General features: G+C 39.4%; 20 protein-coding genes and 1 pseudogene. 8 read left to right on the plus strand and 13 right to left on the minus strand.

Annotated features, from left to right (window positions below; all coding sequences use genetic code 11):
- Nucleotides 1-19: 19 nt before the first annotated feature.
- The 3 genes and pseudogenes from CSV61_RS12715 to CSV61_RS17365 form a co-directional block, all read right to left on the minus strand.
- Nucleotides 20-571 carry an integrase gene (locus tag CSV61_RS12715; protein WP_099639506.1) on the minus strand — a complete coding sequence of 184 codons (552 nt, stop codon included), beginning with the start codon at nucleotides 569-571 and terminating at the stop codon, nucleotides 20-22.
- A 255-nt stretch (nucleotides 572-826) separates the two neighbouring features.
- On the minus strand, nucleotides 827-1,222 hold the full coding sequence (locus tag CSV61_RS12720; RefSeq protein ID WP_099639507.1) for a KGG domain-containing protein: 396 nt from the start codon (nucleotides 1,220-1,222) through the stop codon (nucleotides 827-829).
- A gap of 198 nt (nucleotides 1,223-1,420) precedes the next feature.
- Nucleotides 1,421-1,562, minus strand: a pseudogene (locus CSV61_RS17365) (KGG domain-containing protein); the annotation flags it as partial.
- 310 nt (nucleotides 1,563-1,872) lie between these two features.
- Between CSV61_RS17365 and CSV61_RS16980 the strand changes: the two are divergent.
- Entirely contained in the window at nucleotides 1,873-2,034 is a 162-nt protein-coding gene (locus CSV61_RS16980; RefSeq protein WP_167693390.1) for a hypothetical protein, read from the plus strand.
- A 122-nt stretch (nucleotides 2,035-2,156) separates the two neighbouring features.
- Here the strand turns inward: CSV61_RS16980 and CSV61_RS12730 are convergent, their stop codons facing one another.
- The 3 genes from CSV61_RS12730 to CSV61_RS12740 form a co-directional block, all read right to left on the minus strand.
- The gene (locus CSV61_RS12730; RefSeq protein ID WP_099639509.1) at nucleotides 2,157-2,450 is read right to left on the minus strand and encodes a KGG domain-containing protein; all 294 of its coding nucleotides are present in this window, start codon (nucleotides 2,448-2,450) and stop codon (nucleotides 2,157-2,159) included.
- An 82-nt stretch (nucleotides 2,451-2,532) separates the two neighbouring features.
- Nucleotides 2,533-3,267 (minus strand): hypothetical protein, encoded by a 735-nt coding sequence (locus CSV61_RS12735; protein WP_099639510.1) that lies wholly within the window; start codon nucleotides 3,265-3,267, stop codon nucleotides 2,533-2,535.
- Nucleotides 3,268-3,271: 4 nt separating this feature from the next.
- Nucleotides 3,272-7,120 carry an AAA domain-containing protein gene (locus tag CSV61_RS12740; RefSeq protein ID WP_099639511.1) on the minus strand — a complete coding sequence of 1,283 codons (3,849 nt, stop codon included), beginning with the start codon at nucleotides 7,118-7,120 and terminating at the stop codon, nucleotides 3,272-3,274.
- A gap of 642 nt (nucleotides 7,121-7,762) precedes the next feature.
- Between CSV61_RS12740 and CSV61_RS12745 the strand changes: the two genes are divergently transcribed.
- Together CSV61_RS12745 and CSV61_RS12750 are read left to right on the plus strand one after the other, a co-directional pair.
- Entirely contained in the window at nucleotides 7,763-7,951 is a 189-nt protein-coding gene (locus CSV61_RS12745) for a hypothetical protein (RefSeq protein ID WP_099639512.1), read from the plus strand.
- A gap of 30 nt (nucleotides 7,952-7,981) precedes the next feature.
- Nucleotides 7,982-8,218: a hypothetical protein gene (locus CSV61_RS12750; RefSeq protein WP_099639513.1), complete on the plus strand. Its 237-nt coding sequence runs from the start codon at nucleotides 7,982-7,984 to the stop codon at nucleotides 8,216-8,218.
- Between the two features lie 74 nt (nucleotides 8,219-8,292).
- On the opposite strand, the gene CSV61_RS12755 is transcribed toward CSV61_RS12750, so the two are convergent.
- From CSV61_RS12755 to CSV61_RS12765, 3 genes are all read right to left on the minus strand, one after another.
- Nucleotides 8,293-8,595 carry a YunC family protein gene (locus CSV61_RS12755; RefSeq protein ID WP_233193603.1) on the minus strand — a complete coding sequence of 101 codons (303 nt, stop codon included), beginning with the start codon at nucleotides 8,593-8,595 and terminating at the stop codon, nucleotides 8,293-8,295.
- Between the two features lie 88 nt (nucleotides 8,596-8,683).
- Nucleotides 8,684-10,471: an adenylate/guanylate cyclase domain-containing protein gene (locus tag CSV61_RS12760; RefSeq protein WP_099639515.1), complete on the minus strand. Its 1,788-nt coding sequence runs from the start codon at nucleotides 10,469-10,471 to the stop codon at nucleotides 8,684-8,686.
- The gene (locus tag CSV61_RS12765; RefSeq protein ID WP_233193604.1) at nucleotides 10,468-11,625 is read right to left on the minus strand and encodes an HD domain-containing phosphohydrolase; all 1,158 of its coding nucleotides are present in this window, start codon (nucleotides 11,623-11,625) and stop codon (nucleotides 10,468-10,470) included. The genes CSV61_RS12760 and CSV61_RS12765 overlap by 4 nt, the downstream gene beginning before the upstream one ends.
- A gap of 120 nt (nucleotides 11,626-11,745) precedes the next feature.
- Between CSV61_RS12765 and CSV61_RS12770 the strand changes: the two genes are divergently transcribed.
- The 4 genes from CSV61_RS12770 to CSV61_RS12785 all read left to right on the plus strand — a co-directional run bounded on the left by CSV61_RS12770 (nucleotide 11,746) and on the right by CSV61_RS12785 (nucleotide 15,882).
- Nucleotides 11,746-12,096: a DUF3307 domain-containing protein gene (locus CSV61_RS12770; RefSeq protein WP_099639516.1), complete on the plus strand. Its 351-nt coding sequence runs from the start codon at nucleotides 11,746-11,748 to the stop codon at nucleotides 12,094-12,096.
- 185 nt (nucleotides 12,097-12,281) lie between these two features.
- Entirely contained in the window at nucleotides 12,282-13,616 is a 1,335-nt protein-coding gene (gene glnA / locus CSV61_RS12775) for a type I glutamate--ammonia ligase (protein ID WP_099639517.1), read from the plus strand.
- A gap of 143 nt (nucleotides 13,617-13,759) precedes the next feature.
- Nucleotides 13,760-15,334, plus strand: a complete 1,575-nt coding sequence (locus CSV61_RS12780; RefSeq protein WP_099639518.1) for an amidohydrolase — start codon at nucleotides 13,760-13,762, stop codon at nucleotides 15,332-15,334.
- Between the two features lie 53 nt (nucleotides 15,335-15,387).
- Nucleotides 15,388-15,882, plus strand: a complete 495-nt coding sequence (locus CSV61_RS12785; RefSeq protein WP_099639519.1) for a TspO/MBR family protein — start codon at nucleotides 15,388-15,390, stop codon at nucleotides 15,880-15,882.
- A gap of 46 nt (nucleotides 15,883-15,928) precedes the next feature.
- Here the strand turns inward: CSV61_RS12785 and CSV61_RS12790 are convergent, their stop codons facing one another.
- The gene (locus CSV61_RS12790; RefSeq protein ID WP_083033774.1) at nucleotides 15,929-16,165 is read right to left on the minus strand and encodes a hypothetical protein; all 237 of its coding nucleotides are present in this window, start codon (nucleotides 16,163-16,165) and stop codon (nucleotides 15,929-15,931) included.
- Nucleotides 16,166-16,244: 79 nt separating this feature from the next.
- On the minus strand, nucleotides 16,245-17,222 hold the full coding sequence (locus CSV61_RS12795) for a YsnF/AvaK domain-containing protein (protein WP_099639520.1): 978 nt from the start codon (nucleotides 17,220-17,222) through the stop codon (nucleotides 16,245-16,247).
- 150 nt (nucleotides 17,223-17,372) lie between these two features.
- On the opposite strand from CSV61_RS12795, the gene CSV61_RS12800 reads away from it, so the two are divergent.
- Nucleotides 17,373-17,780 carry a YugN family protein gene (locus tag CSV61_RS12800; RefSeq protein WP_099639521.1) on the plus strand — a complete coding sequence of 136 codons (408 nt, stop codon included), beginning with the start codon at nucleotides 17,373-17,375 and terminating at the stop codon, nucleotides 17,778-17,780.
- Nucleotides 17,781-17,819: 39 nt separating this feature from the next.
- Here the strand turns inward: CSV61_RS12800 and CSV61_RS12805 are convergent, their stop codons facing one another.
- Together CSV61_RS12805 and CSV61_RS12810 are read right to left on the minus strand one after the other, a co-directional pair.
- Nucleotides 17,820-18,146, minus strand: a complete 327-nt coding sequence (locus CSV61_RS12805) for a hypothetical protein (protein ID WP_083033781.1) — start codon at nucleotides 18,144-18,146, stop codon at nucleotides 17,820-17,822.
- Nucleotides 18,147-18,206: 60 nt separating this feature from the next.
- A complete protein-coding gene (locus CSV61_RS12810; protein WP_099639522.1) occupies nucleotides 18,207-18,548 on the minus strand; it encodes a CHY zinc finger protein in 342 nt (113 codons plus the stop codon).
- Nucleotides 18,549-18,678: the final 130 nt, after the last annotated feature.

Raw genomic sequence — 18,678 nt, forward strand, 5'->3', positions numbered from 1 at the left:
GAACGAGACCAATTGGTTTTTATTTTGCAGATTTTTCATCGATCAACTGGTGATATGCCTGTAGATCACGTTGATAAAGTCTATGATAGGAAGCCATGCTATGTTTTCGTATTGCATTAAAGTCGGTTGCATGAACCAATGTATACTTTTCGTTCAGCTCAGACGCATTGTCCCAAGCGGTTATTTCAAAAGCCAAGTTCATTTCATCTTCTTCAATCAGCATTTTCAGTAGAGCAGGCGTACGGAAAATTTCTTCCTTACTATAACTCTTTTTCATAGTGAAGATTTCAATAGTTCTTGCTAACGAGGCTTCTAACGCTGGCAAATCGATAGCGTGACCTAATTCATGCATCGTAATGGTTTTAATGTAGTCTTCAAATAGGCAAATCGTTTCAATCTCTCCGTAAGCAATTTTTAGCCTCTCCATGTCATATCCAATATATTTCCCTATAAAATTATAACTCATATTGATTCCATCGTGAACTTCACAGAGTTCCTCTTTCATATTCACAGTTTTCATGACTTCATTTATGCATTGAGGCACGTTTAAAGACAAAACCTGTTCATTCATTCTCATTCATCCCTATTTCATATATATTTTTTATGCCCCTCTTTATTGCTAAGCATATTATACTACGCCTAATACTATCAATCAATGCCGAACTATGAGCAATTACCCACTTAATCATATATTTAATTACTGATTTCACTCTTTAGACAAAATAACTATATTTCCATAAAAAAATACTCTTGAATCGTGAAGTCGATTCAAGAGTATTTTTCATTTTATCTTTTATTTTATTAATTTTTCATATCAACATACCGCTCACTGATTATGATCGCGCTGCCGCGCTCGTGCTTCGCCGCCTTTACGACCCGCTTCTTCACGGCTCATTTTTCCATTACTGTTGTTGCTGTAATTGTTCGAGTTGCCTGAGTTGTTTGAGTCATTCTGTTCGGCTCTCGCTTCTCCGCCTTTACGGCCAATTTCTTCGTAAAATTCTTTGTCATGGTTATCAGAGGTAGCCTCTCCACCTTTGCGACCGATTTCTTCGTAGAATTCCTTGTCATGGTTTTCAGCGGTAGCTTCTCCGCCTTTGCGGCCGATTTCTTCGTAGAATTCTTGATCATGATTTTTAGAGGTAGTTTCGCCACCTTTACGTCCCGCTTCCTCAAGACTCATTTTGTTGTCATTGTTGTTACGATTGTTTCGGTTAGCCATTGTACAATTCCTCCTATACATTGATCATTTGTAGCTATTTCTTCTATTTCAATTAGTTTTTCATAGTACAATATGGTTACTAGTTATTATCGCGTTGTCGTGCTCGTGCTTCGCCGCCTTTGCGACCCGCTTCTTCACGGCTCATTTTTCCATTATTATTGTTCGAGTTGCCTGAGTTGTTTGAGTCATTCTGTTCGGCTCTCGCTTCTCCGCCTTTACGGCCGATTTCTTCGTAGAATTCTTGATCATGATTTTTAGAGGTAGCTTCTCCACCTTTACGTCCCGCTTCTTCAACACTCATTTTGTTGTTATTGTTGTCACGATTGTTTTGGTTAGCCATTGTAAAATTCCTCCTATGCATTAATCATTTTAGCTCGTCGACAAGCTTATTAGATATATTCCCAGCAAATAGTAGTTTAAACAACAAAAATGTATGTAACGCTATATTTGTAGAAAAGCATTAGTTAATTCCTTTTTTTACCTAAAATACAGCCATAAACTCTCAACTTGGTTTTATTAAAATACACAATTCCTTAGAAATCATATCAAACCATTTTACTCCTAAGTTATTTACCATAATAAAGTTTGTATAATTTTCGTTTATTTAAGCCAACTTACAAAGAACTTCTTAGTAGAAAGGAGCCTGACCAATGGGACGCGATGAACATAGTAAAGGCAGCAACGCCTCTGGTTCTTTACCTCAAACACCAAAAAACCAGAAGATCGCTGCACGTGATATGAAGGAAGAAACTGCTCGTGAATTTGCTGAACTACGCAAAAGTGCTGCTTCATCAAAAAAACGTAAATCTTGAGTACCGTGCCATCGTATGATCTCATCAGAAAAGCCAGAGAAGATTCATTCTTCTCTGGCTTTTCTTGCTGTATTTAAATTCAAGTGGCTTTCGGAACTTTCAACTGCTTCTATTGATTGAAATCAGACAGATGATTGTTTGTCATTATGTTGACTGGCACGGGCTTCTCCGCCTTTGCGGCCAATTTTCTCGTAGAAATGTTTATCATGCTTTTCGGAAGTCGCTTTTCCACCTTTACTTCCAATTTCTTTATAAAATTCACTGCTATGCTTTTGAGCAGTAGCTTCTCCGCCTTTACGACCGATATTCTTATAGAATTCTTTGTCATGCTTTTTAGAGGTAGCCTGCCCACCCTTACGTCCTGCTTCCTCTAATGTCATTTTCTTTTCCTGTTCTGTAGTTTGCCGGTTAGCCATATATATTCATCCTCCTACTTTTCGTTTAATGTAGCTTAATGAATATATTCCCAGTTTGTAGCTTGCTAAACACACGCTCCTTTCAATTTCCAAGAGGATCTTGCTCATCGATTAGTTTTTCTAGCAGTTCATCCCACTCTTCTGTCAACGTGTTCCACACTCTCGTGAAGTAATTATTTTCTGTACGATTCCATATGTAAAACTCCACGCACGGAATTAGTTGGGTTTCGATCTCCTGAGGTGGTTCCATAGTGTTAATGACTTCCTGAAAAGCACCTTCGGTAATCCCTGCTCTAGCGGATAGAAGTGCAGTACGCATTTGTTCTTCGTCGATTGTCTCTGCTTTTTTCGTTTGGTTCTTCGTTAATCGGAACGCTTTTACTTTTTTTGTAAACATATTCTCGGGTTGTTGACACAGGATGGCATCATGGCATCCACTATAATAAAACTTCATTTCTCGTTTCTTTGGAGGGTGTTCATAAATTCCAGATTGCAATTGTGAGACTCCGGTCTTCGTCAACACATAGCTACCTACACGTAATTCAATCATTTGAGCCCTCTGCATTTTAAGAAATATATTCTCAACAAATAATGGCTCGACGGCCAGGAACTCCGCAATCATTTTTGATTCGGATACTTCAATTTTTTGTATCGTCAATAAAATCATTTTCATCAAGATATCCATTGTAGTTCGCTGAGTAGTGGTATATCGGATATTGATTAGTTCAACCGGCAATCCCCAGCTATCTGATTGTTGTATTTCGATGTCTGGCTGTTGTTGAAGTTCTTGTTGCAACCTATTTCGAAGCGAATCCATTTGCTCAGCCTCCTGAGATTTGTTTTATTTTGCGTAATCCACCCTGATGTTCTACGACTTCACGCAATTGTTTATACATCTCTTTTGTAGAGGCATTCTTTGTCTTGATGGTGAACATTTCAGAACTTCCGACGATTATAAGCAATTCTCGAGCACGTGATAACGCTACATTTAGACGGCGATAGTCTTTTGCGAATCCAATGTCACCATTCTTCTCCCCATGGTTTCTAACGAAGCTCAATATGATGATATCCATTTCCATACCTTGGAACTTATCTACGGAACCTGTACGATAATGCAATTGTTTCGGTCGGATCTCCTGTTGGATTAGTCGATCAATTCGCTTTACCTGTTCACCGTAAAAACTGATTACACCGACGCTCTTCTTTTCGTCTGGCTTCATTCGGCCATCTTTTTTAGCTTTTTCTGTCGCGTGTTCAATATCTATCAATAGATCTTGAATGATGGTTAGTTCCGCTTCATTGAAACGACTTGTCCCGCCTTTGACTTGGTCTTCGAAAAACGAAGGGATATTGGGTGTGTCGAGCCATAACAAATGGTCTTTCCTAGTAATTTTACTACTTTCAAGTAAATGATCTCGTGCTTCGTCTGAATTAGAAAGCCCGCATTGTAATTGGTAGTCACCATCTTTATAAAATGGTGCGATTGTTTCCATGATTTTTTCATGCATGCGGTACTGAATACTGAGCATCGTTTTGTTTTGCTTAGGCAACGTACGGAATAGCCGTTCAAATAATGACTCATTGAGTAGTTTTTTCATTTCACGTTGTACTTCAGGATCTTTTTGCTGATCTACCAGTTCATCCATCGTTTCTTGTCCTACTAGCGGCGGTAATTGATGATGGTCTCCCACTAAAATAACTTTTTTACCTTTAAGCATGGGCAATAGTAATTCTGGCGGTGTTGCTTTTGACACTTCATCGATAATGACTACATCGAAGACGGGGTATTCTTCCATGAATTTTTTGGAAGCTGATGCGACGCATGTCGTGCCGATTACATTCGCATGATCGATATAAAGCTTACGGATTTCATCCAAGTCATAATCGTTAGCATCACGCAGTAATTCTTCCCATTGCGCTTGCAGTTCTTGCAGGACTGGAAGCTGCTCCTGTTCTTTTACTACTTCTGCTAATTGGGGTTCAGCTTGCGCAAGCACCATTTCTACTTTCTCCAATTGCTCTTTTATATCTGGTTTCAATTGAACTGCGAGCTCTTCTATTTCCTGCTGTCGTTTCTGTTGTTCTTCTTGTAACTGCAAAGTTTTCTGTTCTACAGCTAGAGCTTCATTTTTTTCTTGTTCAAGCTGTTGTTTTGCTTGAGAACACTTTAATTCTGAAGTAGTTATGGACGCTGTTAATTGTGTTACATTTTTTATTTGTTGTCGGCCCTCCAAGATCTTCGTTTCTAGCTCATTCATTTCCTGTGTGAGTTGATTTTCCTCCCACTCTTTTTCAGGCGGCTCATTGGTTTCTAACCATTCTTTAATCTGCTTCTCCAATTCTACTTGCTTAGATTGCAGATGTTGCATCTGCTCTTCTTTTCGTTGTATATTGGCTTGTATTTCTTGAAGTGCTTGTTGTAAGAATCTCAGAATTTCGTGTTTCACTTCTGCAAATACTTCCTTTACAGAGTGGACTTTCTGTTGCTGAAGATCTATTCCTTTTGCACGAACGATCTCTTCTTTACCGTAAAACAATGACATACCTTGTGCTATCTTCTGGAGCACTTCTGTTTTGGCGGATGAAATTCCTTTGTTTTGCAGCACTTTTTTCGTTGTTGGATTGATTAGAAATTTCCCCAGGCGGTCAATCATTTCATGCATTTCTTGAATGGTTTTGAAATTATCGGTTGAGTGCTTCGTAATGGTCTCTATTGGGTAACGGTGTGTTTGCAATAGGGAAAGAGTTTTTTTGATAGCTGTTTGAAAACGTTCATGCAGTTCTTTCCATTCTTGAAATTCGTAGGAGTACTCTCCACTTTCAATTGACTTGATGATTCGCTGTAAATCGTTATTTCGCAATGTAATATGAATAGGGATTTCAATCTGGTTTGTAGCAAGCGTCATCTGGATATCTTTCATTTTGGTCTGAGACAGTACATCACGATGTGTAGCTTGTAGTATTTGTTCGCTGTCAGGAAGTGTCTTGTATTCCTCCATAATCTCTCGTTGCGCTTCCTTATTGCTCTGCAACTCTGCTAGCGAATGGATATATATTTGTGTCTGTCTTACTAGACGCTGCTCTTTTAACCATTCTTCTATTTGGGCTGACAACTCTTCTTTACTCGACTCTGAATTTAGCTGTTTCCGTAACTCTGCGATTTCTTTCATGCGTTGTGCAAGGTCTATTTCAGTTTGCTCAATTCCCTGTTGCTTTTGAGAAAGCCGACGTACAGATTGGTCAAGCAGGGATTTCTGAGAAAAGTATGTAGACTTTAGTTTTTTTAATTTCTCCTGCATAATATTTTGCATGTGTAGTTGCTCAGTTAAAGTGATTTTCCGTTCTGTGTTCTGTTGAATTTGTTCAGTTAATTGATCTGCACGTTTTTGCAATTCAGTATCTTTTCTTCGATAAATAGCACGTGTCGCTTTCACGGTTTCTATTGTTTCATTTCTCCAATGCAACGCTACATTTTCTTCCATGAAGCGCTTGCCCTCTTCTTCGATACTTTCTGAACGTCCATAACGTAAAATACGCGTCGCTGGATCTGTCAGTAATCGACCGAGTGCGTTATCTACCGCTAGATTTGATTGAGAAGCAACGAGTGTCCGCAAGCCCGCTTTGACGTTTTGATAGCATATCTCAGAGATTACTGTTGTTTTCCCTGTACCAGGCGGACCTTGGACTACAAATAAATCATGCGCTTTCATCGCACCGGAAACTGCCTCTTGCTGGTATTCATTCAAATTATTATGGAACTCCAGTTGTGGCTGTTTATTAGTAATTTGCACGACAGGCCGCTCTTCAAATAAAATCTTTTCCAAATTTGCATTTGCGGCTAGACCATCTTGTAAGTCTTTGAAACCTTTACGTAAACGACGAATTTGACTTAATTCTGCAAAGTTCGTCAGCACCAGACTTTTATTACGTGTTGGTAACCACTGTTCCGATCGCGCTTTCTTTTGAAAACGTTGATTTAGTTCTACAACAATAATCTTTTGACCTTTCTGTGCATCGACGATTTGACCGATTTCAGCAGAAAGTTCATCCACCTTCACACTAAACCCACGGAGTTGCTTCCAGTTTTTCGTTTGCAAATCTTTACACTGTAGACGTACCTTTGTAAAATCACTAGTGAAACTGGCTTGGCTAAATGTACAGGCGATATCCGCTACGTCCGCATTTTTCTCCGCAATTTGTAGATAGCCTTCCCAACTTTCAATTCTTTTCTTTACGTATTCTGAACGTTCTTCCGCGATCGGTAATTGGCGTAACTTCGTATAGAACTCGATTGGCAACGCTACTCCTGCGCGATGTAACCTAAACTTAATCGCCGTATGTAACCGCCGATTTGTCTGAACAGGTTCTCTTGCGCCTCTTACATGAAAGCCGGTTGCTAGCAGACCATCTGGTTTCAATACACATTCCATAACTGCCACACGTTGTTGAACTTCTTTGGCAAATCTTTTATTGGTTTTCGGATCAAAAAACAACGCATAGGATTGGTTCCCCATACGATTCTCCGGTTTCTTTTCAATATGTATATCAAAGACAGACTCTGAAGATACGAAGGCTTCTTCACTTAAAAACCACTGTTCCAAACCTTTTCGTGCATTTTTCGTTATTTCTAAACTGCAAAGAATCATTTCTATATTTTGTAGCGCACTCATATTCGTACATTCTTTTCAATATAGGGTCTTACTTCAGCAAGTATATTTGTCATGCTTCTCCCTGTTATTCCCTTGTTCAAAGCTCTCACCTCAGTTCTCTATTATAGATCATAAGCGCATATACCGCGAGTAAGAAAAATCTTGAAAAAACTTTTAAAATTAATTTTAAAAAGATGTTTAAGAATGGTTTGCATGGGTATACTAATAGTACAAGGCAAACTGAAGGAGCTAGTCAGGGAAGTAAACTGCTAGATCTGGAAGAGATGCACAGCCTTGGCGGAAAATTTTTCTTTACTGGCAAGTGGTACACTCGGTTTGGGAATCTGCTTTTAAGGTTCCAACAGGAAGACAGGTTTACCAGGTAATGCGAAAGAAGTTTTTTGTGTAAGTGCACGTGAAATACCTGCTTCAAAGAAGTTAAGCAGTGTAAGATGTAAGACGCATACTACGAGGGTACAATATCGTCAGTATGGAGTAATCGCAACATAAAATTTTCCGCATAGCAAGAGAAGAACAGTCAGTGATTGAGAGTTTTCGATCACTGACTGTTTTTTAGTTCATCTCTCTATAAAATGAATTGTTTAGTATGAATGAGATTTGGGAAAACAAGATCTAAGAGACGATAACGAGGAGGGTCACTTTATGAAAAAAGGAATGGCTTTAACTGCGATCGGTTTAGGTGCGGCCTATTTAATGCGTAACAAAGATGCCCGAAACAAATTATCTCGCCAATTCGATGAGTTCAATGACACACCTATGCGCGGTGATCGAAAAGATCACAATCAAAAATCCGAATCGAATAAAGGGTTACTAGGTAGATTTTTAAATTAAAAATATTCAATTGCAAAGGAGTAAATTTGAATGAGTGAAGAGAAAAATGTATTTACAGAAAAAGACCGCAAGAAAGCAAAGGGTGGTTATATGGACAACCCTGAGAATTTAAAAACCGATAAAGAAAGTATTTATGATATGCATGAAGATATGCAGACGGTAGATGCTATTCCATTAGAAGATGTTCGTATGGAAGAAGAAGAAGAGAGAAATCATCGTGAGACAAAAGATCGTTCATCAAGCGAAGAAAAATACGATAATAATTAAACGGTATTCACTCCGCAATATTTCACTTGTATACAATAAAAAACGACGCCCTACTTATATATGGGCGTCGTTTTTTACGTCATCCTCAATAATGCCTCAGAACCGATCATGCCAGCGGAAATACCATATTGCTCAGCCTCAAGTGTAACAGATTCTAAAGGTGCTGCGAGCAATTGCTCAATCGTTTTTACTCCAACAGCACGACCCGCAACTATTTTGCGGTCTGCTAGCACACTATTTAGTAATCCCACATCAAGTGCACCACACATAATATACCCTTTGTCATTTGAAACTGTAAGTAACGTTGTTTTCGGTAATCTTACCGTGACTGCTTGAAATGACTTTCCATCAATAGATATGCTTTGGTGTTCAATCAAGACACCCACCCCTTTCTTTATCAGCTTATGATAAAGAAAGCAAAATGTGCAAAATAAAAAACATCTACGCATGGACTGCGTGAAATGTTTACTCGTTGATGCTAAATTGTTGAAGCTGGACTTCTTCTGCGAATCCATTTAACTGTGCTGTAAAGGATTTTCCTTTCAGACAGGCTATTTCCGGCCGTTTACGTATGAGTCGGTCATATACGTCACGGTGAATAATCAAATCACCCCCCACACTCTGTTGCTGGATACGAGCTGCTTTGTTAACAGTACTACCGAAATAATCTAATAGATCATTAGCATTCACTGCAATTACTGAGCCAGTATGGAAACCTACTTTAATTTGCACAAGTTGTGTTAAGTTTTTATTTAACTGACCTATCCCTTGCTGTATAGCTAGCGCCGCATCGAACGCGTCATGTTCACTAGTAAAAGCACCCATTACCGAGTCGCCTATCGTTTTGACAATAGTCCCTCTATGTTCTCTTATACAACGCGACAAATAGTCAAAATGCTTCTGAACATCCGAGTAGGCTTTTGCGTCCCCAATCTCTTCATATAGCCGAGTGGAATCTTTTAAGTCAGTGAATAAAATAGACATATGGCCGACTCCAATTTGAAGCCCCGGTGCTAATACTTCTGTTCCGAGTAAATCTCGAAACAACTGAAGTGATGTCACTTCCCTCGCAGTCAGTGCGTCATCATCCCAGTCTTTCTTCTCGAAAACTACAACAATTTCTTTAGTCGTATCATTAACAATAGTGAAACGTTTTGCGTTAGGAATTTCCCTTTGTAGGAAGCCTTCGGCAGAATAGGTAATTTCAGCCTTTTCGACTCTTTCATTCGCCATATCGATTATATGATTATACTTCAGGACTCGACACCTAAGTACCTCATTGAATTTAGGCCAATCAATTATTTTGTGTTCTCCTGGTGCAACTCTAAATTGCGCCAGTACATGGGGTGTTTCGACTGGCCCATTTATACAATATATATTCTGATCAACTTTTCGAATGGCAGCATTCACATGAAATTTCATCTCTACGTAACGGTCAAAATCCAATTCAAAATCTATTCCACATAATTCACAATGTACTTTGTCAGTCAGTTGTTTTAATGCAGCAGTCTTCCCCTTAGGTACACGACAATTCGGACACATCATGCTCCAGTCATAATCAAGCAGACCTACTGCATTGGCGAATAAAAATAATTCAACAGTAGCAAATCGGTCGAACTGATGGATCCTAGCCCAGCGGTATGGTTGCATTTCAGATACTTCATCATCAGAACCTGTGCGAATAGTATATTCTAAGGCATCTATCATGTCAGTGCGAGGATACGATTCTTTCAATAAAGAAATAGCATGAGTAAGGCTTGTACTTTCCAGTTCTATTTTTTTCTCTCCAAGAGGTTTTCTTGTACCTTGTGCTCTCTCATATTCCAGTGCGTATGTAATCATTTTGCGTAGTTGAGGATAAACAGTAGCTTGTAGTGCAATTCTTCCCAGCAGGTTCTTGCAAATGAAGTCACCTTCCAAATAGATCTTCGTTACATTCTCAGATATATGCGCCATTCGAATAGTCCAGAAAACGGATTGAAAAGGTCCTTCTATATATTGACGCTCAAGCGAATAATGAGAGTATTGCACCCATTCACATACATGTTCTTTCCATTTTAATGACATTATATTCAACACCTTAGCATCTGCCCATCGAATAATTCTTTCTTCTTCTTCTGAAAACTGCGCAAAATTGACAGGAAATATGCCTGCAAATTTATTTAATTCATTTGTATTGGCTAATAATTCCCACGTGACGTTTAGTGGTAAGTTCACAAGTTGTTCTTCACGAAAGGTTAATACTTTCTTCATATCGCTTCTTCACTTCCATCTACAAACTCATCACGGATTAAGATAAATCGATCTAAATTTTCTATAAATATATCAACAAGTCGTCCTTCAAATTGTTTATTACGTTCTTCTTTCATATAAGCCGTAATTTTTTCTAGTGGCCAAGCCTTCTTGTACACTCGATCACTTCCTAAGGCATCAAATACGTCTGCGATTGCAGTAATACGGCCGTATATATGAATGTCTTCCGCTTGTTTACCTTCTGGATAACCTTGGCCATCCCATCGTTCATGATGCTCATTGGCAATAATGGCAGCGATTTGCAGTAACTCACGCTTTGACTTATTGAAAACATTATGACCGATTGTTGTATGTTGTTTCATCAATTCGAATTCCTTTTCACTCAGTTTCCCTGGCTTCAATAAGATACTATCTGGAATTGCGACTTTTCCAATATCATGCATCGGCGAAGCATATTTCAATTTCAGCGCCTCGGCTTCCGGGATTCCAGAAAGACACGCCAACAAATATGAATATTTCGCTACCCGCTTGACATGAAAGCCCGTTTCTTGAGATCGACTTTCCCCTATTTCACCCATTCGGACAATAATCTCTTTCTGTGTTTCAACTAGTTCATTACGTAAAATGAATGCTTCAAGTGATTTTCCTGTAAAGTTAGCAGCAATCTTTAAAACTTCTAAATCATCAATTGAAAAGATTTGCGTATCTGTCTGCTTATTGATGGCTTGAAAGGCGCCAATAATTTCTCCCTCAGTATTATGAAACGGAATACAGATAACAGAAGTAGTAGAATAACCCGTTTCTATATCGACTGTACGATTAAACCGCTGATCCGCGTACGCGTCTTCAATTAGTAATGCGTCCCCCGTCTTGACGCAATGACCAACAAAACCGCTATCTTCCGGTATACTAACCTTTTGAACTCCGTGGCCACCTACTGTCCATAGTATCTTTTCGTTTGCTTCATGTAACCAAACCGTACAGCGATCCGCCGCTACAAGTTCTTTTCCTAAATCTGCAAGATTCATAACCATCTTTTTTATATTGGTCTCAACTGTTATTTTTGTCATATATTCAAATATAACCGCTAATAAGCGATCCGAATTTGTGCCCGATGTTTTAAAGCTAGTAAATAAGTTTGATGAAGTCGGCACACTTAATGCCCCCTTTATAAAATAGATTTTCTACCTTTTTCCTTTGTGTGTTAATATTAGCATGTTAAAAGAACAAAATATAGTTACTTCGTTATACATTTCCTATTAAGGGGGAACCGAATGAACCTTTTTACTTACTTACTTATCGGTCATTTAGTCGGGGATTATTTATTGCAAAATACTTGGATGGCTATGAATAAAGCGAATAAATGGATTCCTTTATTGACACATTGTTTAGTTTATACGCTCACGATTTTTGCGGCTATTCTCGTTAGCGGATTTCAGGTTTCATGGCTTGCCATTATTCTCATATATGTTAGTCATGTTTTTTTAGATAAACGATTTTTCGTCTGCTGGTGGGTTCGAACAATTATGGGTGTTAAAAATCCTGAAGGCAATTGGCTGATGATCGTAACTGATCAAACATTCCACATACTGGTTTTAGGTTCTATTGTGCATTTATTTTACTAGTTGAATAGAACTGTTTTTTCAATGCGTCATTTTTCCAACTTATATTTATCATTAAATCAAGAACTTAAGTCTTATAATTCTTTCAAAAAATAGAAAAAACTCTTGTAATCTTGTTTTGCCAGCTTTATTATAAAAAAATGTTGCGAAGATGATTCGTACCAAGCAATCATAAGGAGTGTGGTCTGATGGGAAGCATTACAAGAGAAGATATTTATCAATTCGTGGAAGAAAACAATGTAAATTTCATTCGTCTTCAATTTACCGATATTTTTGGCATGATAAAGAATGTAGAAATTCCGATCAGCCAGCTCGAAAAGGCGCTAGACAATAAAATGATGTTTGACGGATCTTCTATTGAAGGTTTTGTACGGATTGAAGAATCAGACATGTATTTAGTACCTGACTTAGATACATGGATGGTATTTCCATGGCCTTCAGGTACAGGAAGAGTAGCACGCCTAATCTGCGACGTCTACTTGGCGAATGGTGAACCTTTTTCTGGAGATCCTCGAGGAAATTTAAAACGCATCGTTGAAGAAATGAAAGAGCTTGGATTCTCTGATTTTAACTTAGGACCTGAACCAGAATTCTTTCTTTTTAAACTTGACGCAAATAAACAACCGACAATGGAGCTAAACGACCATGGTGACTATTTTGATTTGGCCCCCATTGATCTAGGTGAAAATTGTCGTCGTGATATTGTCTTGGAACTTGAAGAATTAGGATTTGAAGTGGAAGCTTCCCATCATGAGGCAGCGCCAGGACAACATGAAATTGATTTTAAATATGCTGATGTATTAACGGCATGCGATCATATCCAAACCTTTAAACTAGTCGTTAAGACGATCGCTCGCAAACACGGCTTACATGCCACATTCATGCCTAAGCCATTATACGGAGTGAGCGGCTCGGGCATGCATTGCAATGTTTCTCTATTTAAAGATGGCAAAAACATCTTTTTTGACGAAGGTGGCGAACGCCAGTTAAGTGAAACTGCTTATCATTTCATGGCTGGTGTGCTAGATCATGTACGCGGCTTCACCGCCATCACGAATCCGACAGTCAATTCTTACAAACGTTTAGTACCTGGCTATGAAGCGCCTTGTTATGTCGCTTGGTCCGCACAGAATCGTAGTCCATTGATCCGCATCCCTGCATCACGTGGAATGAGCACACGTGTTGAAGTACGTTCCGTCGATTCATCGGCAAATCCCTACTTGGCGTTGGCTGTTATTTTAAAAGCGGGTCTCGATGGCATCAAGCGTAAACTAACTCCCCCAGCCCCTGTTGATCGTAATATATATGAGATGAAAGCAGATGAGCTTGCGGAAAATAGCATTGGTTTATTACCAACAGATCTTGACCATGCGCTCATCGCCTTATCAGAAGATTTGATTATACAAGACGCACTCGGTTCACATATTTATGCGAACTTCAGTGAAGCAAAACATCAAGAATGGGAAAGCTACCGAATTACAGTGCATCCGTGGGAGCTTGAAAGGTATATGAAGATGTATTAATAGGTCTTCACAATAATAGAATGTACAATAAAGTAAACGGCTGAAAATACAGCCGTTTTTTTTGATAAAAAGATTTTTTAGAATTTATTCTATTGTCGAATTATCTCAGTCGATTTACTATAGGAAGATAAGGAGGTTTTACTATGATTACGATTTGGTTTAATGCACTCTTCTATACGATGCAAAATGAAGGAGATACAATAGATGCCTTACTGACAAAAGACGGAAAAATAGTAGCTACCGGATCATATGATAAGTTAAAAAATCAAGCCGAAGAACAAATAGACTTGCAGGGGGCATTTGTTTATCCAGGTTTTATCGATAACCATATGCACATAATCGGACAAGGTGAAAAGCTATTACGCCTTGATTTATCAAACACTACTTCATCAGAGGACATGATGGAGTTACTTCTGAATGCGTATAAGGACTTGCCTAACGATGAATGGTTTATCGGAGAGGGCTGGGATGAGAATAATTTTCCTGACAAGAAAATCTTTACACGCTATGAGTTGGATACTGTAACAGATTCACCTATGTTATTAAAACGCACTTGCTGGCATGCAGCAATCGTGAATTCAAGGGCCCTCGAACTGGCTGGCATTACAAGAGATACGCCTGATCCTGATGATGGTGTCATTGAACGCGATCATACCGGAGAGCCAACGGGGTTATTGAAAGAAGGCGCTATGCAGCGAGTGCTTGAACTATTGCCAAATCCAACACTGGCTTATGTAACGAAAGCATTGGAAACTTCTGTTGACCACCTCCTATCTGTTGGTTTGACAGGCGTTGTGACAGATGACTTAGGTTACTACGGTCATTATCAGACGCCATTAAAAGCCTTCAATAACGTACTAGGCGGTGATCGAAAATTCCGTGCTCACTTACTACGTCATTTTAGCGTGTTTTCTGATTTGATGGAAGATCATCCATTCTATAATGTACCGTGGATAGAACCTGGTGAGATGAAGTTCTTCATTGATGGTGCTTTGGGCGGCAGTACAGCGCTGTTAAGTGAGCCTTATTCTGATGAACCCAATAATGTAGGAACTACTGTATTAACTGATGAAGAGCTCGAGGACCACGTCAAAATGGCAAGGCACTATGGAGAAGCTGTTGCTATACATGTGATTGGGGATCTGGCAGTAGAAAAAGCATTAGATATCATTGAAAGACATCCTGCCCCTACAGGTAAAAAAGACCGGTTAATACATGTCATCTTATTGCGTGAGGACTTAGTGGAGCGTATGCAAAAGCTCCCGATTGTTTTAGATATTCAGCCTGCTTTCGTCCCTTCCGATTTTCCTTGGGTTGGAGATCGACTCGGCAAGGACCGGCTTGACTGGGCGTATGCTTGGAAGAAACTTCTAACTAAAGGGTTTATATGTGGCGGTGGGTCAGATGCGCCAATTGAAGACCCGAATCCATTGCTTGGAATACACGCCGCAATCACAAGGAGATTGAGTATTGAACAGCATGAAGGGTATTTGCCAGAAGAAAAGCTGAGTCGCTATGAGGCAGTACAATTATTTACTTCTGGTGCAGCAGCTACTATAGGTAAAGCTGATTCACGAGGAAAGATTTCCGTTGGATTTGATGCGGACTTTACTGTATTACAAGAAGATCTTTTCTCCGTGGAAGTGGATCGAATAGCTGAAATACAAGTAGAGAAGACTGTAGTTGCTGGTGAAGTGATGTATACAGCGAATACATGATAACTGTTTAGTAAGTAGCGAAAAGGGAAAGCTTTCTAAAAGGAGGTTTTACTTTGGAGTTGCTAAAAGTACAGAGTGAACTAGATTGGAAGAAGCTAACGCGTAATGTGCTGATACCCGTTGTTGGTGGATCGATTATCGGGTATTTTGCCAACCGTAATACACAAGAACAGTATGCTAAATTGGACAAACCTTCATTTTCTCCTCCCGGGGCTATATTCCCGATTGCTTGGACGACTCTATACACGATGATGGGTGTAGCGAATTACCGTGTAGAAATGAAGCAGGATACAAATAAAAACGATTCCGCCATCTCCTTATATGACGTTCAATTAGGTCTCAATTTTCTTTGGTCTTTCTTATTCTTTAAGTGGAATTTGCGAGGTACCGCACTGGTCGAGATGTCGATTATGTTAGGTGCCATTGCTATGACAGCGTATGAATTCAATCAGACCGATCATACCGCAGGTGCATTGATGGTCCCTTATATCGGATGGGTCATGTTCGCACTAACATTGAATTATTCTACGTGGAAATTAAATAAGTAAAACAGAAAAATGTCCCAGCCACTTCCGGCAGGGACATTTTTCATTGTTAATTATATCGGTTTTGATTGTAATTCATACGCTCTGCAGTTTTATAGGCATCGTACATTCCCCAAATCCATACAATAGGATACGTAATGAAGCCGATCACTACAAACATAAGTAACCCGTTAATTGCTTGCAAGATAATAAGCAAAATCCCTTTAAGGATTTGTCCGTTATAAATTTGACCGACGCCAGTCCAGAAAAAACTTAGCACGGCGGCAATACCTGGATGCTTAAACATGTCATCTCCCCTTCCTGGCTATTACGTCTATCTTACATTATGCAGAAAGGGAATGACAAGGTGTTTGCTATATGTCTTTTTAGAAACGATCCTTATCTAACGGGTCTCCCTTGATGTCTACGTCACCTTCTTTGTCGAAGTGTACTTCCTCACGTTTTACTGTATCGTGAATCGTTTCATTCTCTACAACTTCACGCTTCTTGAGAACAACTTCTTCTGTGACAACTGGCTTCTTAGTCACTTCTACTTGTTCTTCGGTAATCGGAATACGAATTGTTTCGTCATCTTCTTTGAACGCTGCGTTATTACCATAGCGGTCGTTCACACTAGCTTCACCATCTACAATAGGTCTACGTTCAATGGTGACTTCGTCATGTGAAACACTGACATCTACTGATCTAGGTTCTTCCACGACTTCTTTCTCTACATGAATTTCTCCACGTTGTGTCGCATGCTTATCTACTTGAAGTCGTTCCTCATGTAGACGTAAACGTTCTTCTTCCGTGTCGGTATCAGTTAAACTAGGATCATTTGTATGAAGTGCAGGGTCTACTTCGTGATCCTGATGATTTACTGTTTGATCAGGTAGTGTCTGACTCATTCTGAATGCAGGGTCTCCTCCATTCAATTCTTGATCTGTAATGCTCAGACCATTTGCTCCAAGATTGACGTCCGTACTTTTCCCGTCCCTGCCATAGAACTCCATATTATCCTTGTAGTGGCGGCTAGCTTCACCCGAATCCACATAAAGCAACATGCCACCTTGTTCAATGTCGCGATAGTACTTCATTGTATCTTCTTTTCCAAAGTCTAGATTTTCGACCATGCGGCGTACGTGATCTTCCCCTGACACGAACCCCATGAAGCGATCCCACCATGAATCATCTGCGGATTTAATTTCTGCGTCTGAACGACTTCTAACCATAGTGAGCTGGTCATCATTTTTTACAACTACATAAATATCATCTTCAGGCCAACCTTCTTTTTTCAGCTCATCCAGACGGTTCACTAACTCTGTTTCATTAAAGTACATCCCAATATATCTATTCTTACTCATATAAATCTCCTCCTATTATAATAGTTAAATATTTTAACGCTGTGTTGATACTTTTACCCGGGATACGTAAATCAGAAACCTTTTCGCTGTTTTTTTATTCCCTGTATAAATATTTGCTAGTTAGGAATGCTAATTAAAAGGAGTGATTTCATGCTGGAATTAGATACACCGATTGAAGGCAAACTAGCGTGCTTTGGAACTTTACGGGATAAAGTGGATCAGCACGGATATCATTTTGGCGGAGGCTGGGATTATCATAAAGGCAGTTTTGATTCCATTCTTCATAGAGAAGCCGGAGAAACCATTTACTTACGTGTTCCCTTTGAAGTTCATGACGGTGAACTTGACGATTTCAACACCTTTATAAAATTTAAAAAACCTTATGTGATCAAACATGTGGTCAATACAGGACTGGATCCCGACTCAAGTTCTTTAATAAGTGGTTCGTTCAATCAATTCCAAGAACCGTTGGATCGAGATGCTAAAATTCGTGATAAAAGTCGTTGGGAAATTGCTGGTGAACTGGCAATAGAAGAAATACTGCAGTACTTGGAATGAGAAAGAGGATCTTCTAGCTTTGGCAGAAGATCCTCTTCGTTATTCTGTTATATTTTGTACTTTTTCATCCATTTCATCTGAACTCAACACTCTTTTTGGGAACGTCTCGAAAACGGGTTCAAGTTCACTCATTAATTCTTCTAATTCAGCTCCAGTATAGAAAAGTGATTCGAAGTATTTCGCATTTCCAGCCGACTCCACTACTATCCGTAGACGTTGCAAAGGCTCCTTGCCTGCAAGGTCTTCATCCGTCATGATTACTTCTTCTCCTGCATAATCCGCTTGCTGGATCCAAGATGTTCCCGATTCATGCGACCTTTCAGCAAACGCCAATAGTTCTTCTGTATTCATCGTCTGTTGTTTCATGCAAACCCCTCACTTTACCTGTTTTACATAGTGTTCCCTGTTGGTCATAGTTAAAACCATTCAGCTACTTGCCTCATTTTCAAAGTACAGTTCCTTATGCAGACCGCAACCCGGATTAAAATCCGCCATACACGAAGGACATTGATAGTCGCTTTGCAAGTACTCGGTAATAGTGAGTTCGTGTCCGCAACTACCGCACAGTATGGCTTTTTTGTTAGACTGACTAGCCGGCCAGACAGCATGATGTCCGCAACCTGTTTCTTCATGACATAGGTGACATGGGTAGTATATTTTACAGCAATAAAACTTGATCGCAATTCGATCATTTTCTGTCGAGTAATGAACACAGCGCGTTTCATCATCCACAAGTAATCCCTGAACTTCTTGACTGTATTTCTTCATTTTGCCCACTCCTCTGTATGTACATCATAAGAGTAAAAAACTGTATAAGGCAATTGATAATAGATATCCGAAATAAAGTAATAGGTTGCGGTGTTGAGCTTGGACTAACTAAATAGAAGGACATCTCCAA

The organism is Sporosarcina sp. P3, assembly GCF_002743415.1.
Lineage (GTDB): Bacteria > Bacillota > Bacilli > Bacillales_A > Planococcaceae > Sporosarcina > Sporosarcina ureae_A.